Raw genomic sequence first — 23,926 nt, forward strand, 5'->3', positions numbered from 1 at the left:
TTACGCTCCTACCTGAGATTTCAACGCTTGTGAAGCCGCACCTTTACCTTGATACAAAGTAAAATCTGCAACCTGTCCATCTACAATTTGGATATTTCTTGGTGTACGCCTTGCAAGCTCCGGATCATGGGTAACCATGACTATGGTTGCGCCATCACGGTTAATTTGTTCTAGTAATTCCATCACCTGACGCGCCATTAAACTGTCTAAATTCCCCGTTGGTTCATCGGCGAGTAAGAATCGTGGCTCACCAGCAAGTGCTCTTGCAATAGCCACACGCTGCTGCTGTCCGCCGGACAACTGTTGTGGCAAATGTTTTGCGCGGCCAGCAAGGCCAACTTGTTCGAGGCAGTTTTCAATTCTGCGCTTGCGCTCAGCCGCCTTGATACCACGATAGCGTAGTGGCACTTCAACATTTTCGTACAAGTTTAAATCTGGGATAAGGTTAAAGCCTTGGAAAATAAAACCGATTTTCTGATTTCGCAGATCAGCTCTTTGATTGTCGTTAAGCTTACCAACATCGATTCCATCTAGCATATATTGACCACTAGAGTACCCTTCTAGCATCCCTGCGATATTTAAGAAGGTCGTTTTACCTGAGCCTGAAGGGCCTGTTACCGCGATAAACTCTCCTTCATTTACTTGCAGGTTAAAGTCTCTGAGCGCGTGCGTTTGCACCATATCAGTTTGGTATACCTTGCCGATATTATTCATAACTAACATTATTATTTTCCTTCTTATCTTAATAAGATACTGGGCGCACGTTCGAATGCGTCGTAACTACTGATGATGATTTGATCGCCTTGCTTTAAACCATTAAGCACTTCAACTTCACTGATGCTTGCGGTACCGGTAGTGATCTCAATTCGCTCAGCGATATCACCACTTATTTTGTAAGCAATGTGTCCACCTTCACTCATAAAAGCGCCACGTTTGACCATTAAGGTGTTTTCTTTGTGCTCTAGTAAAATCCGAGCAGACAAACGTTGGTTTTGTCTAATGCCATCAATGTTTTCGTCCGAAAAGCGTACTCGAGTGGTGACTTCACGGTTATTTACTTCTGGAGAAATCGCAGATAACACGCCAGAAATATTTTGGTTGCCAATCCTAAGCTCGACAGCCATCCCGAGCCCAAGCTCTGCCGCATAACTTTCAGGAACCTGCAGCTCGGCTTCATAAGCACTTAAGTCAACGAGTTTCATCAACCCTTGGTTAGCATTGACAAGCGCATTTTGATCAACTAATAAATTACCGACTATGCCTGAAACTGGCGCAATCACATCTAAACTTGCAACTTTACGTTTTAATTCCTCGACAATTAAACGTTGCCGCTCAAGCTGATTCTCAACAGATTTAAGTTCAAACGCCAAAGTATCTTTGCCTAGCGCAACTTCTTGCTCTGCATGATTGAAGTTTAATTTTGCCCGCGCTAGGTCGTCTTGCGCTTCTTCTAAATCAATTTGGCTGATGAGGTTTTTTTGAATAGACAACTGAGCTCGCCTGTCTTCTCTATCTGCCGCTAATAGTTCGACGCGAGCAAGATCTAAGGAACGATTTAACGCCAAGTTTTGACGTCTAACATCCAACTTCTTCCCTTCAAGCGCACCACTCAGTCTTTGCAGCTCAGCTTCTTCTTGTTGGAGCCGGTTGGTTAAAGTTGGACTTTTGACCGTTGCTAGCACTTCACCTTGAGTCACGCTATCACCCGCTTTAACCTGTAAAGAGACATAACCCTGCTCCGGACTGTAAATTTGTGGTGCATTTGCAGCAACCACAAAACCTGTGGCGGCAATATCGCGGGTAAACTCGCCGAAAGTCACAGCTGCAATTTGCACTCTATCTTTGGCCACGGAGCTACTAGCATTGGGTCCACCCAACACGACTTGTGCGCTAAGCGCTGCAATAATGACAACACCCGCTATTACAAGACCAAGCTTCTTTTTGGATTTACCAGTTTGGAGCACTTCGTCTTGTCCGCTTGTGTCTTTAATCATAATGATTCTCCTCGAATTAACGAGTCAAATACCGCTACGACCGTTGCTACAGCCAACATCATCAAGGGTGAAATTAAAAAAGCAGTACTTAACCACATAACGTATCTTCTTTATTAGTTTGTATGCAGAAAGAGAGGCGAACTTTATGCCAAAACATAAACTTTTGATATTATTGATTTATTTCATTTTATAAGAGGATAAAATGTGTCCGCGGACGGAAAAAGTGTCCGGTTCGGACACATAAGAATGTCGGAAACTGGTACGAAGGAATATTCCCTTATTTATGGACAACAGCTCCGCAACTGTTTAAATTAACAGGAAATAATAATTAAAAGGTAAGTTAATGAACGTTAAACCACTTGCTCTTGCTATCACGGCAAGTTTGTTCACTCTTTCAGGATGTTCTACTTCTAATCTCCAAAAACAAGATATTACAGTTCAGCCAGCAACCGAAGTCCCTGAGCATGCCAACTCGTCTTTTCACGTGGATTTTGAGAAGTTCACTTTAGATAATGGCTTAGATGTTGTTTTTCATATTGATAAGTCCGATCCGGTCGTTGCGGTCACACTCGCGGCACATGTTGGCTCAGCACGTGAAAAGGTAGGCAAAACTGGATTTGCTCACTTATTCGAGCATTTATTATTTTTAGAGTCTGAAAATTTAGGTAAAGGTGGGCTAGACAAGTTAAGTGCTCGAGTGGGTGGCTCTGGTGCAAACGGCTCAACTAACCGAGATATCACGAATTACATGCAAACGGTACCCAATGATGCACTGGAGAAGATGATTTGGGCAGAGGCCGATAAACTAGGCTATTTCATCAACACCGTAACCCCCCCTGTTCTACAACAAGAAAAAGAAGTAGTAAAGAACGAAAAACGCCAGCGCGTCACTAACCAACCTTACGGTCATGTATTTGATGTAATTACAAAAAACTTGTATCCAGCCGATCATCCCTACAACTGGCTACCACTAGGCTCTCTTGAGGATCTAGCTAGCGCTTCTGTCGAAGACGTCAAAGACTTCTATAAACGGTGGTATGGACCGAATAATGTTACGTTAGTGATTTCTGGAGACTTTGATAGTACTCAGGCAAAAGCTTGGGTCGAAAAATATTTTAACGATATTCCAAGAGGACCGGAAGTTTCACCCCAACCGAAGCAACCTATCGTGTTGACGAGCAGCAAAAAACGCTATCATGAAGATAGTTTTGCGCAAGTTCCTCAATTAACACAAGCATGGCCTTCTATGCCGCGTTTTCATCCAGATAGCTATGCAATGGATGTGCTAATTAAGCTGTTAACTGATGGCAACCAAGCGCCTGTAACCAATGAGCTCGTTGAGAAGCAGAAATTAAGCTCCGGCTTAATGCTGCTTGATATCCGCTCTGAATTAGCTGGCGAGTTGATCATGATGATTACCGCCTACGACGGTGTCGATTTAGATCAAGTTGAGCAAGCGGTTGAAATAGGGCTAAAGCGCTTCGAAACAGAAGCATTTTCACAAGACGATCTTCATCGGGTAAAAGTCGGTATAGAAACTGAGTATTATCGGAATCTATCAAGTGTTGTAAATAAAGGCGTCGCGCTTGCCGATTACAATTTGCTGCTAAATGATCCTGGATACATTAATAAAGAAATTGACTTGATGCGTGCAGTCAGCGCAGACGATATCTGGCGTGTTTATAATACATACCTAAAGAACAAGCCTTTTGTTTCAACTAGTTTTGTACCTAAAGGAAGTAAACAACTCGCTGTTGACACCGCCCAAAAGGCAGTGATTAAAGAAGAGCAGATCAACCTTGAAGATATCAGCAAACTCGATACAGTCAAACCTCTCCAAATTAGCAAAACGCCATCTAGCTTTGATCGTTCCATAGAACCCGAGTTTGGAAAAACTCCGATAATACCAACGCCAGATGTAAAAATAGCCCAGTTAAAAAATGGACTAGAAGTCTTTTCGTTATACAGTGACGAAGTGCCATTGGTTGAAATAAAACTTACTATCGATGGTGCATTGTTACTAGAGTCGCCAGATAAAAATGGCACAGCTAACTTAGTTGCAAATATGTTGACCAGAGGGACAGCAACAAAATCAGCTGAAGAGTTAAACAATGAGATTAGACAGCTAGGCTCAACTATCACAGTAACAGCAGAGCGCGAGCAAATAGTGCTAAAAGCAAGTACTCTGGCACGTAATTATGATGCCACAATGGCATTAATTGGTGAAATACTGACACAACCGAGGTGGGATTTAACTGAATTTGAACTCGCTAAACAAACAGTTACCGGACAACTACAACAATCATCAGCAGATCCCGAAGCCATTGCCCAAAAAGAGCTATACAAGCTTACGTATCCAAAACATCACCCGTTAGCAAATAATACTCTGGGCACAGAGGAAAGTATCTCGAAGATAACCATTGATGACCTAAAAACCTACCACCAAAAAAATATCGCCCCACAATTGGCAAAATTATATGTAGCAGGTGCTGTCAGACATGCTGATATTCAAAAGTCTCTTGAACAACTAATTGAAAACTGGCCCGCATCAAAAGCAACAGTTCCTCTTTTACCTGAGCCAAACGCACTTAATTCTGCAGCAGTATATTTTTATGATATTCCGCAGGCAAAGCAATCGACATTACTCATTGCTCATCCGTCACTTAAAGCAGACCACACCGACTACTTTAATGCGACAGCGATGAATTATATCCTTGGCGGCGGCGGGTTTTCTTCTCGCCTTGTTCAGGATGTAAGAGCAGACAAAGGTTATACCTATCATATACGCTCAAAATTTGACGCTACACCATACTCTTCAATGTTTGAAATAAAATCTAACGTGCGAAGCAATGTCACTTTGGAGTCTCTGGAGTTAGTAAAACAGATCGTTGAAGAGTACGGAAACACATACACTTCAGCCGATTTAACAACGACAAAAAATTACTATTTAAAAAGTAATGCCAGACGCTTTGAAACCTTAACGGCAAAAGTTAAAGTACTTGAACAAATTGGGGCTCTGAATTTGGCAAACAACTTTATGCAGCAACGCAACGAACAAATCGAAAGACTGGGAGTTGAAGACATGAAGGGACTTGCCAAGCAGTATATTCATCCGAATAAACTAATATACATCGTGGTTGGAGATGCAAAAACCCAAGCTAATCGCCTAACGGCGCTAGGACTTGGCGAAGTAATAAGGCTCAATTAACCTCGGTATATATTTAAGTAAAAGAACAAAGTAATAAAGTATGATAAGTGTGAGCTCAGAGTAAGCCCTGATAGCACTTATCATGCTAACTTTAGCATCAAGGTAAAGTAGAGAGAGTGCACTAGCAATTAGATTAAGGGTAAAGTGATGGTTGCTTTGGTGCCGTTACCAATCACTGACGTTAAAGATAATTCTCCACCGTGAGACTTAATAATGTTAGATGCAATTGTCAGCCCAAGTCCCACGTGTTTTTCTGAGGCTTTAGTGGTATAAAAAGGGTCGAATACTTTATGTACCAGCCTGTCCGCAATCCCTTCACCATAATCAAAGATATCAATCGCGAGCGTTTGATCTTCAACTTTCGTGGTGATTTTAATCGCCTTACGCACCCTACCCGAACTTTCTAACGCATTCTTTATAAGGCAATAAATACTGTGTTCTAAAAGTGCTGGGGCACAATGAATTTCAAATCGCTCTCCTTTTTCAAATTCAATAAGGCTCAAATTTGTACCATCTAACTCCAAATTAATCATTACCGAGTCCATAATTTGAGAATAAAACTCCACTTGCTGAAACTGGGTTTGATTACTTTCAAAAAACACACTCAGCTCTTTAACAATCAATTGAATTCTGTCGAGTCCCGAGTGCATTTCAGCCATCACATCATCACTTTCACTCAGAGCCCAATTCAGTTGATACTCTTTTTCCAATTCACTCAGTGATTTTGCACATTCCAAAGAAAGCTGCGAATTATTTACCAAAAACTGCCAAGCTCGATACGACTTAACTAGAGAGCTTTGTACAAACTCTAAGTTACTTTTTAAGTACGCTAGTGGGTTATTAATTTCATGCGCAACACCTGCTGCAAACTGCCCTACCGACGCGAGTTTTTCTGATTGGATTAAGGCTTGCTGCTGCTCAGCAATACGGTTGTATGCGTCTCGTAAAGCTTCATTAGACAATTCAAGTTCGCGGGTACGCTGCTTGACCTTTTCTTCTAACCCCTCATTGAGATTAGTTAATTCGTTGGTTAGCAGTTCAAGCCGATTTAAATCTCGGTAAGAGCGAAGAGAGCTGGTTAGCATGGAGAATAGGCGGGATTTAGTGAGTTCCGTTTTATTTTTATAATCATTAATATCATACCTAAGCATGACCTCATGCTCTGGCACACTGCCTGGCTGGCCTGTGCGAAGTACGATTCTCACCTTATGATTTCCAAGTTCTTCACGTACGTATTGGGCACACTCTAAACCCGCTTCTTCGCTTTCCATAATGACGTCGAGCAAGATTAGTGCAACATCATTTCGATGGTTTAGAATATCAATCGCTTCTTTTTTGCTATAGGCATGAACTAGTTCGAGCGGTTTTAATTCAAACCGATAAGCTGATAACACAAGTTTAGTCACCTCGTGCACTTCTGGCTCATCATCTACAATTAATACTACCCACGGAGATGTAGACTCGTCTAGGTTTTGCTCATCTGGCTCTGAAACGTTCAAAAATGATAGTGGCTGCTGGCTCATGAAAATTGTACCTTCAATCCTATGCTTTAAGAATGGTACATATCCTCTAATTTACCAAGTTATTCGCATCGAAAAGGATCTGGGTTTAGCACTATGATAAGACAAGAAAGCTGAGTGTTATTGGAAACAATGTGTACTGTAGAGAGATCGCTCTTAACAGCACACTAGGTTTGAATTCGCTTAAGCGTTTAGCGCATCTTTATAGTGTTTTCTACAAAGAGAAACATATCTATCGTTACCACCGATCACAACCTGATCACCGTCTGCGATAGCTTTACCGTGCTCATCGGTGCGAAGTACTCGGTTTGCTTTACGACCACAGTGACAGATAGTTTTTAGCTCAATCAATTTATCTGCCCAAGCCAGTAAATATTGCGAGCCTTCAAACAGCTCACCACGAAAATCGGTTCTAAGACCATAGCATAATACCGGGATCCGCAGCTCATCGACGATATCCGTCAGCTCTGCGACTTGAGCTTTTGTTAGAAACTGGCACTCATCCACCAATACACAATCAATTTTATTCTCGGTATGAGCAGACATCAGTAATGCTTTCACATCGGTTTGGCTTTCAAAAACTTGCGCCTCAGCTTCTAAGCCGATACGAGACGCTACTTTGCCCACACCAGCACGGTTATCAATTGCAGCGGTGATAATAAACGGGCGCATGCCTCGCTCTCGGTAGTTAAATGCCGACTGCAATAAAGTCGTAGATTTACCGGCATTCATTGCCGAATAGTAAAAATAAAGCTGGGCCATAATAGATATTTCGAAATAAAAATTCGCGCTAGTTTACTGGCTAACGATTAAAAGATCTATTGCTTATCCATTTGGCTAGGTTGTGAACGCAAATACTCACTATATAAGGTGTCGAGGCTAATAAGCTGACTTGCACGCCACACTTTCCAGCTTAACTCAGGGTGCTGCTGATAAAACTGTTCTGAAAATGCCATAAAACCAAACGACGTTTCCAACGGAGGAAAAACCGCTTCTAAGTGGTTAAAGGGGGGCGATAATGTGATTGGCATATTACCAATTTGGCAAAGGCCAATAGTTGCATCAAGTAATTCATTTTCAACCAGTGCAATAGCATGCTCTAACGAGTCAGTTTCGAATATGGAAAAATGCTCGGGCATACTTTCGCGAATAGCATAGCCACGAGGGACTGCGAGTTCTATTTCTGTGTTCAGGTTTAATGTTGCTTTACTCGTTTTACTTTTGAGCAAACAAGTGCTGATCCGATTAATTGCATATTGCTGCGCGATAGTGCCATCAGAGTTTTTTGGGTATGCCATCAGCGACTCTCTAGATTCACGATGGCTTGCAACTACAGCATCCACTTTGCCATTTTCCAACTCATGTAAACAACGACTCCATGGCTTTCGGGTGTATGTGAAGTTCACCTCTTTCACATGCAGATCTAGCTGTTGTACGATTTGGATCGTAACACCTGGATTTTCCAATGGCACAGTTTGTCCTGCCCCATGGATAAAGGGTGGAGCATGTTTATCTTCATAACAAAAGCGAATCTCTGCCGCCATACTGGCCCACGAAGCAAAAACGTAAAAGGCGATAAATAGCAGTCTCAACTCTCACTCCAAACATCAAACCATCGAAAGAACAACGATTGACTACTAAAACTCGTTGTTCTTTCAAGTATACTCTATTTTTTGAAGCTCACTCCCTCGTGTTGCAACAACCACTCTTTCGCTTCAAGTCCACCAGCATATCCTGTTAGCTTTCCATTTGCACCAATAATGCGATGACAAGGCACGATGATACTAATTGGATTTTTGCCGTTCGCAGCGCCAACAGCACGGACGGCATTTTTGTTACCTAAGCGCTCAGCTATCCAGCCATAGCTATGCGTTTCACCAAATGGTACTTGTGCCAACACCTGCCAGACTTGCTTTTGAAAGTGTGTACCATCGACATCGAGCGCCACATCAAAGCATTGACGTTTACCAGCAAAATATTCAGTTAACTGTTTTTTTGCCATTTCTGTATGGAGATTTTCCCCTTGCCCGTAGCGTGTTTTTGGAAAGAATCCGACATATCGTAAACCATCATTGGAGGCTTGTATTATCCACTCTCCAGTGGGGGAGGCTAATGTAGTTTCAATCATAATTGTTGCCATAGTTGAAAAGTTAAATAAGAACGGAATGGGGCACATTTTTCGATATTTATTGCTGTTAAGGATTTTTCCATTGCTTTTTTGACCCCTAGATCCCCCCCCAAGTAAATGTCTGGATGACTCAATCCGCGCATTTTTGCATAATCGACAGTCCACGGACCTATACCTTTAATATTCAGCCAACTATCAAGCTCAACATGTTCCGAACCAACGTATTGCTCAGCAAAAGCTTTAATAGCCGCTTTCCGCCGCGCCGGCATTTTGAAAAAGGCAAGATCACTATCAAATACGGCTTTGGGTTTGGGGAAGTAACGCATACCATTTTCGGCTGCCTCACCAAGTGTTTCAACCAATAAAGCAAGTAAGTTTCTCGCTGCTTGAACACTGATTTGTTGGCCCAAAATAGCTCTCATTCCCGCTTCAAACTCACTCCAGATCCCGGGTAATCTAAGCCCTTCTTGTAGCGGCAAGCCAGGCGCGGCTTCACGAAGATGGGACTCAATAAAGCAGGTGTCCGCATCTAAATCTAACACACGTCTTATCTGTGCAATCATCGGAACTAACAAAGATAAATCGCAGAGCACGATATCCACTTTAAAGCGATGGTTTTCAGGCTCGATAGTCGCGCTGAAGCGCCCTGTTTCACCTTGTATCATCACGGTTCGCCCATAGCTATATTCTGTTAACCACTCGATACCTGGCACAATTCTCAGCGCCAAAAACTGCTGCATTTTTCCCCAGTTGTACGGCGGTCGATAGGACAAGTAAATCGCAATGGCTGAGCCATTACCCTCATTTTTTCTGAGTTGACTTGGTGATAACTGATACAGCTTCTGGAATGCATCATTAAAGCGTCGCAATGAGTTAAACCCGGCGGCAAACGCAATTTGTGTGACAGCAAGATCACTTTGCTGTAATAGTTGCTTAGCTAAGTCACATTGCTTATAAAGTGCATATTGTTTGGGGCTCGTACCAAAATATTGATTGAATACTTTATTTAAGTAACGGACCGAAATACCTAACCTATCGGCTAAGTCTTCTGTCGAGTGCTGTATTAAAGCACCCTCATCGATTAACTTTTTGGCTCTGACTGCGGTTGTTTCCGTGCCAAGCCATGCATAACTGCCCGGTGCGCTGTCAGGGCGACAGCGAATACAAGGCCTAAAGCCTGCTTGCGCAGCATTGTGGGCAAATTGAAAATACTCTACATTCTCTTCTTTTGCAGCAGGTGCTGGGCATATTGGCCGACAATAGATGCCGGTGCTCTTGACTGCAACAAAAAACAACCCATCAAATCTAGCATCACGACTATTTCTAGCTTGAGAACAAATTTCTGGTGTGTACATGACTTTCGCTCGTACTTCGTTTTCACTCAGTCTAATCGCTATCACTATAGCAAACTAGCCATTTTTGGTACTCAACCATGTTTGCGGTATTAATGAAAAAAGCCCACTAAGGGGCTTAACTAACTGAGGAAATAAGAAAAGTACTAACCTATTGCTTGATTATATCTTCGCTCGACTTCAGACCAATTGATGACATTGTAAAAAGCGGCGATGTATTCTGGTCGACGATTCTGATACTTGAGGTAATAGGCATGTTCCCACACATCTAAACCTATTATTGGGGTGTGCTGATCCATATAGGGGCTGTCTTGGTTGAGACTACTCGTCACCGCTAACTTGCCATTTTCATCCACAACTAACCATGCCCAACCACTGCCAAATCGACTGACGGCAGCGTTTGTAAATTCAGTTTTAAAGCTATCAAAACCACCGAGCTCACTTTCTATCGCTTGTTTTAACGGCCCATCACATAAAGGCGCATAATTTGGAGTCATAATTTGCCAGAACAAACTATGGTTATTGTGCCCGCCGACATGTTCTTGCACTGCTTTTTGTAAATTTTCAGGTAACGTTTTAATGTTTCTCAGCAACGTTTCGGTGTCTTTACCTGCGAACTCCGTCCCCTCTAACGCTGCGTTTGCTTTATTTATATATGTCTGATGATGCAAAGTATGATGGATCTCCATCGTCTTCGCGTCGATATGCGGTTCTAATGCATCATATGCGTACGGTAACTCAGGTAAGGTATAAGCCATTCGACCTCCAAATGTTAATGTAAAACGCGAGAATGCAGATGTGTTACCTGCATCGCTTCGTTAATTTGATGAATAAGCTCGGGTAAATGAGGATAACGTGTTGCAAAATGAATCAACTCTTGTCGAGTTTTATGCAAATGATGTAAGACGATAGGTGCAAGTTCGTTGTTATATTCAAGGTAGGTTGCATGTATTTTAAGATGGATTGCGATAAGTTGCTGGCACGCCCTATTTGGTTGGTCAAGCGCAATAAAGGTGTCGGCTAGATTATGCGCGGATACGACGACGGCAGGTAAACTGTGCTCTATGGCATTCATCACGACACTGTCTTTTTGGCATAATAAAAACTCATCTAAAATACCTGTCGCGAGTGTCAATGCAACCTGATATTCGTCACGTGCACGCAGAAATATTTGCGCTTGATATGCTTGATTACCTGAGAGTATTTTAGCTTGCCAAGGTGACAACACTGAAGATAACGTGCAAACTCCACTTGCTAAGTGGTTTGCACTAAGGTCCATGCGATTTTTCATATTTTACCCTCTTACCGAACTGGCTTACTTATGCAAGCAAACCAGTATGAGCTATTAAGGCACTATACGATCACAAAAACATTAATGCAAACCATTTTCATTTGTATTTAGTTAATTTCTACACACTGGTGGGTTACCAAAGATTCCTCGGTTAATTCAAGTGTGGTATGCGACAATCCAAACCGCGACTGTAAACCCGCTTTTAACCGCGCGAGCGTGCTTTGGTCGCTCAAAGACATAATGACAACTTGCGCCTCTAAAATATGTTCATGTTCATTGAGCTGCCATACATGAATATGACTTACCGTCTTAACATTCTCTTGAGTCTCAAGGTATTCCTTAATCTCTTGAATATTGACATTATCTGGCGTTGCCTGCATGAGAATTCTAATACTACTTTTACTCAGTTCGACGCCATGGAAAATCACGTACGCGGAGATCAACACGGTAGCAATAAGATCCACCACATACCATTGATATAAGATGATTAATGTTCCAGCCACGATCACCGCAACGGAAGCCGCAGCATCGGAAACATTGTGAATAAACGCCGCACGAATATTTAGGCTGGTTTTTGCACCAGCAGAATAAGTAATAAGCGCTGTGATAACGTCGATAACTAACGCCAAGGCTGCGAGCCACACCACTATCCAACCATCAATTGGTTCGGGGTTTAAAAATCGAGAAATCGCCTCAAATAGCAGATAAATCCCAACTACAATGAGTGTCGCGCTATTAATTAACGCCCCGACTATTTCAGCACGTTGGTAGCCATAAGTGAGTTCGAGTGAGGCCGGCTTTCTTGCAATTTTTTGCGCAACTAACGCGATAATAAGCGCACCTGCGTCACTTAAATTATGTAACGCATCAGCAACCAAAGAGAGACTGCCTGAGAGAATGCCACCAACGACCTGTGCGACACTCAGTAGAATATTAACAAATACGGCCCAACCGAGCTTGTTTCCATGATGGTGATGATGTGCGTGAGACATACTCACTCCTATTTACTGACTCGAATAAGGGACCACTTTCAGTGGCCCCGACGCGTTACAAATTTTTAATTTGCTTTGAGAATAGTGGATAAAGTGCTGGCAATACAAACAAAGTCAGCAAGGTTGACGTTAATAATCCACCAACAATTACACTGGCAAGCGGCCTTTGAATTTCAGCGCCCACTCCTGTCGACAACAACATAGGAATAAGGCCAAGGGCTGAGGTGATCGCAGTCATAAGCACGGGTCTAAGCCTTGAAATTGCTCCCTCAAAGACACCTGAATGAAGCGATTCTCCCGCAGCCAATCGCTGGTTTATGCTCTCAACCATGACCACACCATTGAGTACCGCGACACCGAATAAGGTGATAAACCCAACCGAGCTTGGGACCGATAGATATTGTCCTGAGATATATAAAGAAAATACTCCACCAATGACCGCCAGCGGCACATTCACTAAAATAAGCGCAGCCTGAGCCAGTGAACCAAATGCGAAGTAAAGCAAAAGTGCTATTAGCGCCAAGGATAGCGGTACCACGATTGCCAAGCGTTTTTGTGCTCGTTGCTGGTTTTCAAATTGACCACCGATTTCAACACCATAACCTGTTGGTAAGTCAACTTTACTATCAATAGCCGCGCGAATATCACTTACTACACTGCCCATATCTCGACCTTGCACATTCGCTTGGATCACCACTCGACGTTGAACGTCATCTCGTCTTACTTGCGGTGGACCAGATTGATATTCAACATTCGCAACATCAGCCAACCGGATCCACGCCCCTGAACTTGATTGTAAGCGTATTTCTTCAATGGTTTGCTTGCTTTGACGGTACTTAGGTGCCAAGCGGACATAAATATCATAGCGTTCGTTACCGTTGATGACCTGCCCCGCTTTACTGCCACCAATGCCATCTTGCACTAATGCCATAACGTCGCCGACAGCTAAACCGTAGCGAGATAACGCTTGACGTTTTGGGGTGATGATCAGCTGCGATTCACCTGCTATTTGTTCAAGTTGTACGCCCTCTGTCCCTTCAACTTGCGCCACGGCAGCCTCAATTTCCTTGCCTTTTTTTGCAAGCACAGCTAAATCCGGGCCAAACAGCTTAATCGCCAACTGCGCTTTAACGCCTGAGAGTAATTCATCGACACGCGTCGCAATAGGCTGTGAAAAATTAAACAGTAAGCCGGGATAAGCCGATAGCTTTTGTTCCATCAAAGCTTGTAATTCGTAGCGATTATTTGCGCTTTGCCACTGTGCTACTGGTGCAAGACCAATATAGATTTCAATGTTATTTACCGGTTCAGGATCGCCACCTATCTCCGCTCGACCAATTCTGCTTAGCGCGTAGTTTACCTCAGGAAAAGTGAGCAGCATTTTTTCCAGCTCAGGCGCAACATTCAGCGCGGTTTCAAGACTGGCGGAAGGTGCCAGCGTTACCCTTAGGTTGATGGTGCCTTCTTCAAGTTCAGGGACAAACTCGGTACCAATTTTAGTGAACGTAAAACCGGCTGCTGCCATCAATAATATGACGATAGCCATCAACAACTTTTGCCTATGCAACACTCGATTTAACGTCCAGCGGTAGCCTTTTTCTAGCGCGACGAGAATAATACTCTCTCGCGCTTTAACACCGTGTTTAAATAAGTAGGTCGCAAGCGCTGGGACAATGATAAGGGCAACAAATATCGCCGCAATAACAGCCAAAATAATACTAATTGCCATAGGTTGAAATAGTTTAGCTTCAACCCCTTCAAAACTAAATAACGGGGTGAACACCACTAAGATGATACTGGCAGCAAAAAAGATTGGTCTTGCCACTTCCTTTCCTGCGAGCTCAACAATGAGTCCTACAGAGAAGTCATCACTTTTCTTTTGCCTTGTTAGGTGTTTAAAGATGTTTTCTACCATCACCACTGAGCCGTCAACTAACATCCCTATCGCGACTGCGATACCGCCTAGCGACATTAAGTTGGCCGAGACGCCAAGCCACGCCATAACCACAAGTGCAATAGCAATTGAAATAGGAATTGAAATAAGCACCAAAAAAGTCGCTCTCAGGTTCATTAAAAACAGCGCGAGCACCACAACGATAAAAATAAATGCTAGTGCCAAGGCTTCAACGACAGTTTGTACTGCTTTGCTGATTAAATCAGACTGATCGTAAAACGGCTCAAACCTTACCCCTTCAGGTAGTGCTTTATTAATCAGTTCCACGCGGTTGTTAATGCTATCAATGGTTGCTTTGGTGTTTGCTCCCATTCGCTTGAGCACTATGCCTGTTACGACTTCACCGAGCTGTTCCACTTCACCAGAGGCGCTTTTTCTAGACATCGTCACAGCGCCTTGACGGATTTCTCCACCAATCGATACAGTGGCAACCTGAGCCACAGTCACGACCGTGCCATCTATGGTTTTGACGGGCACGTTGGCAATCTCCTCGATCCCCTTTTCCCCACTTTGAAACCAGCCAGCTGCGCGGATCACCAACTGCTCTTGACCACGCTCTAAATACCAGCCGCCGACATTTTGGTTATTACGCTCAATGGCTCTCACCACATCTTGCTGAGTGAGCGCATAAGCCAATAGCTTATTTGGGTCGATATTGACTTGATACTGACGCACATCGCCGCCAAAGGCCAATACATCGGTTACCCCGTCAATTGGCATAATTAACAGCTTAACTACCCAGTCATTGAGACTACGTAAGGCCATTGCATCATATTCAGAGTTCGTCTCGCTTATCAGCATATATTGAAATACTTGACCAAGCCCTGAGGTATTTGGCCCCATTTCTGGCGTACCCACACCGCTTGGGATCAACTCCTTTGCAGCTTGGAGGCGCTCAAATACCAACTGTCTGGCAAAATAGATATCTGTGCCTTCCTTAAATACCACCGTAACGCCAGAAAGACCTGTTTTAGAAATTGAACGCACTTGCTGCACATCAGGCAAGGCATACATCACAGCCTCAATTGGATAGGTGATTAACTGCTCAACTTCTTCCGCTGCTAGTCCCGGCGCTTCAGTATTCACCGCAACCTGCACATTCGTTACATCGGGAAACGCATCTAAGTTAAGTTTTGGAATAGTCACGCTAGCAGTTGCCGTGATAACGAGTAAAAAAAGCATGATTAGAAGCCGATTGTTTACAGACCAATCGATAATTCGATTAAACATGATGAGGCTCCTCTTAATGATTATGTGGATCGAAGCCTGCTTTGGCTTGCTCTGACGCAATAAAGAACGCTCCAGTTACGGCCACGCGCTCACCCACAGCTAAACCGATAACTTCAACCTGAGCGCCAAAGTCTTCACCTAAAGTCACTTCTTTGGGATGGAACTCGCCGGGTGCTTCTTCGATGTACACCACCCAATCACCGTCAGGACCGCGACTTAACGCGTCTGCAGGTAGCGCAATGATTGACTCCTTTGACGGTATGATAAAGTTGACGTTTACAAACATCCCTGCATGCAGCTTGTCGTCACTATTTTCAACCAATAGGCGGATCTGCCTGGTTCGAGTAATGGGATCGATAGTATGCGCTGCTTGGATAACACGAGCCGCGTATTGCTGATCTTCTATGCCAATCAATGCTTTAGAGTTAACCGCTAACGGAAGTTGAGAGTTGGGCTGTAAACGGGCTTCTACCCATAACTCGCTTTCATCAGTAATTGCCATTAAAGTTGTGCCAGAGGCAACATGCTGGCCCTGAGTAAAGGCATCTTGAGTTACCACCCCCTCGCGCTCAGCAACGAGCGTATATTGGCCAAGTTCACTGGCAGGCTTAGTGGCTATTTCTTTAATCTCTTTTTCTGTTACTCCAAGTGCCAACAACTTTGAATAAGCTGAACTAAAATCGGCACTTGCTTGAACGCGCTCACGCTCACTGATGGTTTCTTTACTTAAACGTTTGACTCTATCCCACTCTGTTGAAGCGACCAAATACTGCGCTTGGGCCTGCGCCATTGCCTCAGAGAATAAGGTGATAAGTGGGTCGTTAACATTAACCATAGAGCCAAGCGTAGCGTGTCGCTTTAACACGATTGAATCGGCTCTTGGCGATACTAAATAGCTGGTATAGCCATTAGCTTTAACTTCCCCTGGTGCAAAATAAAAGCGCTCATGGCTTTCCAGTTTGACTTCTTTGGTCTGAATTCCGGCAAAACGCATTTGTTGCTGCGTTAGTACGATAGCATTTTCTTCCTCTTCATGTTCTTCATGGCCATCACCTGCATATGCCAGCGAATTAAAAAGTGCGTTCACCGCGAAGTAGATGGAGAAAATTTTAAAATTTGTCATTCGATACTCTTTTTACTCAAGAACGTAGGTTGACGTTCAAAACCGTTAACTTGTTTAGCGAATTGCACCAAGCTGTACTTTTACGGTGTCAATTCACGAACAAGAATGCGCTTCTCAGGCCAACGTGAGTTATCTGTAATCAACGTCAATAACTGAGAAGGAGTAATACCAATTGATGTTAAAGTAGCTCAATTACCTAATACAATCGGTATAAACGGAGTAGGCAGTATCACTGAAAGCAAAACAGATAAGCATAGAAAACAGGCCTAGTTGTTTACTCACAAGCACGAATTTGCGCTAAGTTGGGTTTATCAATTTACTCATTAACCTAACTCAGGTTAAGTTAAATTGAGGTCACGCCTTCAATGATAACCGCTACTTAAGCGATCGGTGGACGGTGTGCTTGCTCTACAAAAGCGCGCACTTTAGTATCTGATTGAGGATAAATTTCACTATTGGGTCGCATTTCAAAGGGGATCAAAGATCTCAAAATGACTAAATTCAAATGCGTACCGCTACAATGGCCACAGTGGTGGCAGTCTTTTGTATGATGTCCGCTGGAGTCTGCTTGCACATCTTCAGCATGGTCGTGAGTATGTTGGAGGTGAGACACTTCGATTTGATGGAAGCTAGATTCAGACGCGAATACGCTCACGGATTGCACCGCAAGTAGAAGCGTCACAAAAATCAGGATTAGCTTATTCAAATCAATATTTCTCTTTAAAACAAAAGATCGTTGCCAATTTATCACCTGCACGTACCCTGTCAATAGTCGCACTAAGCTTTAAGTCTTATTTTTTACTGGCATTACTGATCCTACTCAAAATGAAATAACAATAATTTGTATTGTCAGGCCAAAACACCAACTTAAATGCGAATTATAATCAATATATAACACACTGTTTTATAAAGATTTTTCATTGACACATCAAAGAAATCCGTTAGACTAGCCGCATATTCACAGTTTGAGGTAACAGCATGCAAGGTAAACAAAAAGTCATCGACGCGTTCAATAAGCTATTAGCCAATGAGCTTGCAGCTATCGATCAATATTTCATCCATTCACGTATGTACGAAGATTGGGGTTTGAGCAAACTATACCAACGCCTTGAGCACGAACGTGAAGAAGAAACAACACATGCAGATTGGTTGATTAAGCGCATTCTTTTCTTGGAAGGGGTACCTAACATGACGAAACGTCGTGATCTACTCATCGGCCAAGATGTTAAGTCTATGATGGAAAACGACTTAAAACTAGAGCTTGAAGTCGTCGAATGCGTCAAAGAAGCAATCAAAATCTGTGAAGAAGAGCAAGATTACCAATCTCGAGAAACACTTGAAAAGCTGTTGTTTGATACAGAAGAAGATCATGTTTACTGGTTAGAGCAGCAAATTCGACTGATAGATCTTATCGGCGCTCCAAATTATATCCAATCTCAGCTTTAATAAGGACTCTACAAATGCAAGGTGATAAAGAAGTAATTGTCGCGCTTAATAAAGTATTGGCCAATGAGCTAGTGGGCATTAATCAGTACTTTTTACATGCACGTATGTTTAAAGACTTTGGCTTTAGTCAATTAGATAAAGCGGATTATAAAGTTTCAATACAAAAAATGAAAAATGCTGATCGTCTTATCGAACGAATTTTGTTCTTAGAAGGCCTTCCTAATTTACAAGATTTAGGTCGTTTAAAGATTGGTGAAAACAGCGCAGAGATGATTGATTGCAATATGGCATTTGAGCAAGCGTCTTTGGTCGACCTGCAAGCAGCAATTAAATTGTGTGAAGAAAAGCAAGATTACATTAGTCGTGAAGCGTTAGATAAAATCCAAAATGAGCAAGAAGAGCAGATTGATTGGCTTGAAACTCAGCAGCACCTAATTAAAGTGATGGGAATAGAAAACTACTTACAGTCTCAACTATAAGTATCTAATTGAGGTTGCGTGATGATGTATTGTTACGCAACCTGCTCAGTGACATCAACAATCTCAATCAGCTTTTCATTTAAAATTTTCTTCGCACAGTTACAACACTTTCCACACTGTTTACCAACAGATAATGTCTGGCTAAGATCACGCATTGAACGAGCACCATCGTCTATCGTCTCTGCAATCTTTTTATCTGTAACACCATGACAAATGCATACGTACATAAATGATAACCAATCTCAAACTCATTAACTACAAACAAGTTTAATCTAAACGATAACAATTATCAACACATACCTTAGCTATAAATGCGAATTATTTTCCTTTGTAAGCTGCCGCAACAACTTAGTTATTTACGCTTCGTAAAACGTCGTGCTCAAGCCAACGTTTATTTTTATAAAATTAAGAAAAACCCAATAAAACTGCTACGCTTAAATTAACTTGATAAGCGTTACTTTAACCATCAGAGTGTAGGTGTTTTTGCATCCAAGTAGATTGTTTTATTTGCTACAAATGACAAACCTTAAACATGTATAAATTGTTAAATAAACTGCATAAAAACCAAGGTTTAAGTTGATTTCAATCTAGTATTTCCGCTAGACTGCGCGTCATCGCTAACAGTTTTATTAGCGCAGATCAGCTTAGTTTGATTTGGTAACATGTTGTTAAAGGACTAGATGAGATTGGATAGATAAAGGTCTTTTAATGAAGCAAGCGCTATTGTGTTTTTTTATATTATTTTCTTTGTGTTGCATAATCGCGCCTAGCCAAGCCCATAACTTCGGTCACTATACTTCTCGTTTCTCTGTTGAAGAAGGGTTAAGCCAGTCTGCAATCACCGCTATAACACAAGATAAACATGGCTTCATTTGGATAGGCACCCTGCAAGGGTTAAACCGTTATGATGGTAATCAACTCGTTAGTATTGAAGCCTCTATGGGCTTTGATGAGAGAGAAATAGTTGGATTATTCAATATTTCGAACGATGAATTACTGATTTCGACCGGTGTAGATGGCGCATTCCTGTTTAACGTTAATGATTACACAAGCAAGCGAATTTATGATGGTAAACGCCAAGATAATAACGCTATTTCAAAACCCATTAGCACCGCCACCACTCAAAGAGAAAGCATTATTTTCTCTATTGAAAGCGACCTTTATTCACTTAACCGAAATACATTTGAATCTGAGTTACTAGTCCACTTTAAACCCAGCAATCATATAAGAGCTATCACAGTTATTGGTAATTTTGTAATAGTTGGAACGACCGAAGGCTTATTCAGCTATTCACTTGCTACAGGAAACGTAGAGCAGCTCAGCTATACAGAGTCAGATTCAGAGTTAAGCCACGATGTGAAGCTACTAAAGCGTGATCCTTCTTTAGGACTACTTGTGGGCACTGTAGAAGGCTTGTTTGTTATTCCTATCAAGAACCAAACACTTGTAGCTTCAAAAAGCTATACGCTTGTTCCTGAAAGGAATATTTGGGGGCATCAAATCACTCCCTTTGGAGAGTTTATTGCGACAGAGGATGGGTTATACCTCATTGACAGAAGAGACAAGAGCAGCTCGAAAGTGCTTTCCTTGACGGAAGGCCAATACAGGCTAACGAACCCAAGTATTACCCACCTATATGCGGATAAAAATAATAACTTATGGATGGGTACATATAACGATGGTGCATATTTATGGCCTTCCAGCTCGCTGCGTTTTACCAAATTCATAAGTACTCAAGATAGGTTTGCCAATAACAATATCTGGTCGATTCACCCTACCAACAAAAACACAGTGCTCCTTGGTACAGATAACGGCATTAACGAGTTTGATTTAAGTACCCGCCAATTGAAATCTAGCTATCTACAAAATAGAGACTCAAAAGCTTTGTATGGAGCAGATGCCGTATACTCTATTTTTAATTCGTCCCATTTCGATGAAAATACCTATTTAATCCAAACAACTCAAGAGACCTCGCTATTTAACATCAGCACAAAACAGCTGAGCCCAATTATGCTTGAAAACGGTGACAAACTTGAGCCATATAGTTGGGGAATAGCCAAGTACTCTCAAAGCAAGTTTCCATTCATCAATAACAATGGATTTTACGAATATAATGCAGCGACTAATAAAGTTCGGGCATTAGCTGGGTTATCCAAACAGCTAGCAGCAGCTCAAAGCTTTTTGTTTCTTCCGCCGTTGGATAGCACAAAAACAGAGTATTGGATAAGTACTAATACAGGTCTGGTCAAATACAGTGAGTCAACAGACTCACTAACTATGGTTTATAGTAAGTCCGATAAACATCTAGTTTCTGCCGTCAATAGTTGGGTAGTAGACAAAGCTGGAACGTTATGGTTGGCAACCTCAACAGAAGGTCTCATCGGGCTTAATAAAGACACCTACGCTGAAGAATACAAGCTGACAACCGATCAGGGCTTGATGAGTAATGCAATTTACAATCTGCAGTTAGATAGAGATGGCATGATCTGGGCCAGCAGCCAACGGGGTATGTTTAAGTTTGATCCAATAAATAAAACATTAGAAACCTTTGGAACGACTCAGGGTTTGCCGACACCTGAGTTTAACGGAGGCGCTGCAGCAGCACTTCGATCTGGAGAGCTTATGTTCGGTACGGTCAACGGCGCTATCTCTTTCGATCCAGAGCAATTTGCTGATAGCGTCGTGAAAAAAAGACCACTGCTGCTCACTCAAATGGATATCCTAAGCAGAGGTCAGACCTACTTAGCACCTGACGCAATTTTGCAAGCACTTGATTTTAAGTTTGATGACATGGGCATAGAGCTGCAGTTTTCCGACTTTGACTTCAATGGCGATCATCACATCCAATATCAAGCATCGTTACTTGGCCCAAGTGCACTTACATTTTCAAGCCTAAAACGAAATAAAGTATTTTTAAATCAAATACTCCCCGGCGACTATCAATTAATCATTTCGCCGCGCTCGCTAAACAGTGATGGTCTTAGCAATGTACTCAACTTGCGTTTTAATGTCGCTCATTCACCATGGCGCTCGCCTGTTGCACTAACTTTATATAGTCTAACAGTTTTCGTGCTTATATTGCTGATCGTTACCAAACACCAGCAAAAGCAACGTCAACTTGAGACAGCACTGAGGGCCGTTACACACGCAGGAAGACAGACCAAACTTGCCTTGAAATCAACCAAGAGCGGCGTTTGGTCGGCAGATCTGGCAGCACGCCAGATCACCCAGCAACGCGCCGAGGCACTTGGCTTTGAGAGCGATACGATGACACTTCAAGAGCACTATAACGCCATTCACCCAGATGATAGAGAACTTGTCGAACTTGCTTGGAAGAAGTTTATTTCTAACCCGACTAAAGAACAGCTTTCTCTCTCTTATCGGCTGCGTTGCGCTGACAACAACTGGCACTGGTTTCACGACTTTGGTCAAGTCGCAGAGTTTGATTCACAAGGTAAAGCTACCGAGCTACACGGTATTTATACTAATGTTACCACGCAAAAAGCGAACCAGATGCGCGCAAGCATGTTGGGCGAAGCCTTCAGCCAAGTAAATGATTGGATTTTGATCTTAGATCCGAGCTTACAACCTATTTCTGTCAATAGTAGCTTTTGTCGGGCATTTCAATTGCAAGAAAATGAAGCGTTAAATGACTTAACTACTGAGCGTTTTGTTAATGCTATTGGACAAAAGAAATTCCATAGTTTAATTGCCAACTTAAAATCTCTTGGACCGAATCAGTATTTAAGGCAAGAAGTACAAGTTACAGACGGTTGGGATAAAGTACATCCAGTTCAACTTAGCATTAGCGCAATTTCCAAGGACAACGTAAACCTTCAATATTTCGTGGTAGTTGTTACCGATCTCACAGAGCAAAAAAAAGCTGAGAATGAACTAAGATACCTCGCTAATTTCGACGCTTTGACGGAGCTGCCGAATCGTAGCCTCATGCTACAACACATCGAATTTGCACTGTTTAACGCAAACAACACACAGCAGAGCTGTGCCCTATTATTTATTGATTTAGACAGGTTTAAACCAATAAATGATGCTTATGGACATCATATTGGGGACAAATTACTGGTTGCTATAACTAAACGCATCCAAGAACAAATAAATAATAACTGTATTTTAGCAAGGCAGAGCGGTGATGAGTTTCTGGTGCTAATTAAGTCCTTCCCTAGTATCGAATATGTGAGTGAATTAGTCACACGTTTGGTGAAGCGCTTACCTGAGCGTATCGAAATTGATGGGATCACCATGAGTGTATCTGCCAGTATTGGTATTGCTGTTTACCCATTCGATGCGCCAGACTCAGAATCCTTGATCCGCAACGCTGATATCGCCATGATCCATGCAAAACAATCCGGAAGAAATGCATTTAAATTCTTTACTGAGTCAATGAATGAAGAGATCAGTAAAAAGCTGCGGTTAGAAACAGCAATGAAAACAGCTGTTAAAGATGGGGAGTTTTTTAATCACTATCAGCCTATCATCAATACCACAACAGGCCAGCTTGCGGGGGTCGAATTACTTATGCGCTGGCGCAATGACGATATGCTGATCCCTCCAAACGACTTTATTCCGATTGCAGAAGAAAGCGGGTTGATTGAAACCTTGACTGAGCAAGCACTTATCAGAGCCTTAATAGAATTGCGTCCGTTATTTAAACAAGAGCCAGGTTTTTATCTATCTCTTAATTTAAGCGCGGTACATATTTTACGCTCAGATATTGCGCACCAATTCACTGAAATTTTGAAAGCACATGGCCTTACAAATCGGTGCTTAAGACTTGAGATCACCGAGTCAATCTTTATGTCTGATATGGTTAAGGCGCGAGCAACTATCAACGAAATGAAGCGAGCAGACTTCGTATTGTTGCTTGATGATTTCGGCACTGGTTTTTCTTCACTTACGTATCTGAATGAGTTCCCGCTTGACATTATAAAAATCGATCAGGGGTTCGTACGTAATATGAGCGCAAAGCCTGCGAATAAATCTATCATTCGGACTATTTATTTACTGGCGCAGAGCTTAAACATGAAGTGTATTGCAGAAGGTGTTGAGACAAAAGCTCAACTTAATTACCTAAGAGAAGTGGGCTGTGAATATATGCAGGGCTATCACTTCGCAAAACCCATGGCGATTGACGATTTACTAGCATTTTACGAACTGCATGCACGCTCACGGGCTTGAATGAGAATTCGTA

General features: G+C 42.4%; 18 protein-coding genes. 4 read left to right on the plus strand and 14 right to left on the minus strand.

Going from position 1 to position 23,926, the window contains the following annotated elements; genetic code table 11:
- Complete coding sequence (locus DRB05_RS06375) at window positions 1–723, minus strand: ABC transporter ATP-binding protein (RefSeq protein ID WP_099030642.1); 723 nt, start codon at window positions 721–723, stop codon at window positions 1–3.
- Between the two features lie 14 nt (window positions 724–737).
- Window positions 738–1,994, minus strand: coding sequence for an HlyD family efflux transporter periplasmic adaptor subunit (locus DRB05_RS06380; RefSeq protein WP_128726189.1), 1,257 nt, complete (start codon window positions 1,992–1,994; stop codon window positions 738–740).
- 343 nt (window positions 1,995–2,337) lie between these two features.
- On the opposite strand from DRB05_RS06380, the gene DRB05_RS06385 reads away from it, so the two are divergent.
- Window positions 2,338–5,202, plus strand: coding sequence for a pitrilysin family protein (locus DRB05_RS06385; protein ID WP_128726190.1), 2,865 nt, complete (start codon window positions 2,338–2,340; stop codon window positions 5,200–5,202).
- A gap of 128 nt (window positions 5,203–5,330) precedes the next feature.
- Here the strand turns inward: DRB05_RS06385 and DRB05_RS06390 are convergent, their stop codons facing one another.
- The 11 genes from DRB05_RS06390 to DRB05_RS06440 all read right to left on the minus strand — a co-directional run bounded on the left by DRB05_RS06390 (window position 5,331) and on the right by DRB05_RS06440 (window position 17,498).
- A complete protein-coding gene (locus DRB05_RS06390; protein WP_128726191.1) occupies window positions 5,331–6,725 on the minus strand; it encodes an ATP-binding protein in 1,395 nt (464 codons plus the stop codon).
- Between the two features lie 180 nt (window positions 6,726–6,905).
- The gene (locus DRB05_RS06395; protein WP_128726192.1) at window positions 6,906–7,484 is read right to left on the minus strand and encodes a thymidine kinase; all 579 of its coding nucleotides are present in this window, start codon (window positions 7,482–7,484) and stop codon (window positions 6,906–6,908) included.
- A gap of 56 nt (window positions 7,485–7,540) precedes the next feature.
- Window positions 7,541–8,266: an amino acid ABC transporter substrate-binding protein gene (locus DRB05_RS06400; protein ID WP_128726193.1), complete on the minus strand. Its 726-nt coding sequence runs from the start codon at window positions 8,264–8,266 to the stop codon at window positions 7,541–7,543.
- Window positions 8,267–8,388: 122 nt separating this feature from the next.
- Entirely contained in the window at window positions 8,389–8,850 is a 462-nt protein-coding gene (locus tag DRB05_RS06405; RefSeq protein WP_128726194.1) for a methylated-DNA--[protein]-cysteine S-methyltransferase, read from the minus strand.
- The gene (locus DRB05_RS06410; protein WP_128726257.1) at window positions 8,847–10,205 is read right to left on the minus strand and encodes an AlkA N-terminal domain-containing protein; all 1,359 of its coding nucleotides are present in this window, start codon (window positions 10,203–10,205) and stop codon (window positions 8,847–8,849) included. The genes DRB05_RS06405 and DRB05_RS06410 overlap by 4 nt, the downstream gene beginning before the upstream one ends.
- Window positions 10,206–10,348: 143 nt before the next feature.
- The gene (locus DRB05_RS06415; protein ID WP_128726195.1) at window positions 10,349–10,960 is read right to left on the minus strand and encodes a superoxide dismutase; all 612 of its coding nucleotides are present in this window, start codon (window positions 10,958–10,960) and stop codon (window positions 10,349–10,351) included.
- 14 nt (window positions 10,961–10,974) lie between these two features.
- The gene (locus DRB05_RS06420) at window positions 10,975–11,493 is read right to left on the minus strand and encodes a hypothetical protein (protein ID WP_128726196.1); all 519 of its coding nucleotides are present in this window, start codon (window positions 11,491–11,493) and stop codon (window positions 10,975–10,977) included.
- Between the two features lie 107 nt (window positions 11,494–11,600).
- A complete protein-coding gene (locus DRB05_RS06425) occupies window positions 11,601–12,485 on the minus strand; it encodes a cation diffusion facilitator family transporter (protein WP_128726197.1) in 885 nt (294 codons plus the stop codon).
- A gap of 55 nt (window positions 12,486–12,540) precedes the next feature.
- On the minus strand, window positions 12,541–15,669 hold the full coding sequence (locus DRB05_RS06430; RefSeq protein ID WP_128726198.1) for a CusA/CzcA family heavy metal efflux RND transporter: 3,129 nt from the start codon (window positions 15,667–15,669) through the stop codon (window positions 12,541–12,543).
- A 13-nt stretch (window positions 15,670–15,682) separates the two neighbouring features.
- The gene (locus DRB05_RS06435; RefSeq protein ID WP_128726199.1) at window positions 15,683–16,792 is read right to left on the minus strand and encodes an efflux RND transporter periplasmic adaptor subunit; all 1,110 of its coding nucleotides are present in this window, start codon (window positions 16,790–16,792) and stop codon (window positions 15,683–15,685) included.
- A gap of 379 nt (window positions 16,793–17,171) precedes the next feature.
- Window positions 17,172–17,498 carry a hypothetical protein gene (locus tag DRB05_RS06440; RefSeq protein ID WP_128726200.1) on the minus strand — a complete coding sequence of 109 codons (327 nt, stop codon included), beginning with the start codon at window positions 17,496–17,498 and terminating at the stop codon, window positions 17,172–17,174.
- A 272-nt stretch (window positions 17,499–17,770) separates the two neighbouring features.
- On the opposite strand from DRB05_RS06440, the gene bfr (DRB05_RS06445) reads away from it, so the two are divergent.
- Window positions 17,771–18,238: a bacterioferritin gene (bfr, locus tag DRB05_RS06445; protein ID WP_010607507.1), complete on the plus strand. Its 468-nt coding sequence runs from the start codon at window positions 17,771–17,773 to the stop codon at window positions 18,236–18,238.
- Window positions 18,239–18,252: 14 nt separating this feature from the next.
- Complete coding sequence (gene bfr / locus DRB05_RS06450) at window positions 18,253–18,717, plus strand: bacterioferritin (RefSeq protein ID WP_128726201.1); 465 nt, start codon at window positions 18,253–18,255, stop codon at window positions 18,715–18,717.
- Window positions 18,718–18,749: 32 nt separating this feature from the next.
- Here the strand turns inward: bfr (DRB05_RS06450) and DRB05_RS06455 are convergent, their stop codons facing one another.
- Window positions 18,750–18,944, minus strand: coding sequence for a (2Fe-2S)-binding protein (locus DRB05_RS06455; protein ID WP_099642469.1), 195 nt, complete (start codon window positions 18,942–18,944; stop codon window positions 18,750–18,752).
- 481 nt (window positions 18,945–19,425) lie between these two features.
- Between DRB05_RS06455 and DRB05_RS06460 the strand changes: the two genes are divergently transcribed.
- Window positions 19,426–23,913, plus strand: a complete 4,488-nt coding sequence (locus DRB05_RS06460; RefSeq protein WP_128726202.1) for an EAL domain-containing protein — start codon at window positions 19,426–19,428, stop codon at window positions 23,911–23,913.
- The last annotated feature ends 13 nt before the right edge of the window (window positions 23,914–23,926 follow it).

It is taken from the genome of Pseudoalteromonas sp. A757, assembly GCF_004103285.1.
In the GTDB taxonomy this organism is placed as follows: Bacteria; Pseudomonadota; Gammaproteobacteria; order Enterobacterales; family Alteromonadaceae; genus Pseudoalteromonas; species Pseudoalteromonas galatheae.

Excerpts from the sequence above, each read along its gene's own strand:
- DRB05_RS06375 (WP_099030642.1), bottom strand. The coding sequence starts at position 723 with ATGTTAGTTATGAATAATATCGGCAAGGTATACCAAACTGATATGGTG.
- DRB05_RS06380 (WP_128726189.1), bottom strand. The coding sequence starts at position 1,994 with ATGATTAAAGACACAAGCGGACAAGACGAAGTGCTCCAAACTGGTAAA.
- DRB05_RS06385 (WP_128726190.1), top strand. The coding sequence starts at position 2,338 with ATGAACGTTAAACCACTTGCTCTTGCTATCACGGCAAGTTTGTTCACT.
- DRB05_RS06390 (WP_128726191.1), bottom strand. The coding sequence starts at position 6,725 with ATGAGCCAGCAGCCACTATCATTTTTGAACGTTTCAGAGCCAGATGAG.
- DRB05_RS06395 (WP_128726192.1), bottom strand. The coding sequence starts at position 7,484 with ATGGCCCAGCTTTATTTTTACTATTCGGCAATGAATGCCGGTAAATCT.
- DRB05_RS06400 (WP_128726193.1), bottom strand. The coding sequence starts at position 8,266 with ATGGCGGCAGAGATTCGCTTTTGTTATGAAGATAAACATGCTCCACCC.
- DRB05_RS06405 (WP_128726194.1), bottom strand. The coding sequence starts at position 8,850 with ATGATTGAAACTACATTAGCCTCCCCCACTGGAGAGTGGATAATACAA.
- DRB05_RS06410 (WP_128726257.1), bottom strand. The coding sequence starts at position 10,205 with ATGTACACACCAGAAATTTGTTCTCAAGCTAGAAATAGTCGTGATGCT.
- DRB05_RS06415 (WP_128726195.1), bottom strand. The coding sequence starts at position 10,960 with ATGGCTTATACCTTACCTGAGTTACCGTACGCATATGATGCATTAGAA.
- DRB05_RS06420 (WP_128726196.1), bottom strand. The coding sequence starts at position 11,493 with ATGAAAAATCGCATGGACCTTAGTGCAAACCACTTAGCAAGTGGAGTT.
- DRB05_RS06425 (WP_128726197.1), bottom strand. The coding sequence starts at position 12,485 with ATGTCTCACGCACATCATCACCATCATGGAAACAAGCTCGGTTGGGCC.
- DRB05_RS06430 (WP_128726198.1), bottom strand. The coding sequence starts at position 15,669 with ATGTTTAATCGAATTATCGATTGGTCTGTAAACAATCGGCTTCTAATC.
- DRB05_RS06435 (WP_128726199.1), bottom strand. The coding sequence starts at position 16,792 with ATGACAAATTTTAAAATTTTCTCCATCTACTTCGCGGTGAACGCACTT.
- bfr (WP_010607507.1), top strand. The coding sequence starts at position 17,771 with ATGCAAGGTAAACAAAAAGTCATCGACGCGTTCAATAAGCTATTAGCC.
- bfr (WP_128726201.1), top strand. The coding sequence starts at position 18,253 with ATGCAAGGTGATAAAGAAGTAATTGTCGCGCTTAATAAAGTATTGGCC.
- DRB05_RS06455 (WP_099642469.1), bottom strand. The coding sequence starts at position 18,944 with ATGTACGTATGCATTTGTCATGGTGTTACAGATAAAAAGATTGCAGAG.
- DRB05_RS06460 (WP_128726202.1), top strand. The coding sequence starts at position 19,426 with ATGAAGCAAGCGCTATTGTGTTTTTTTATATTATTTTCTTTGTGTTGC.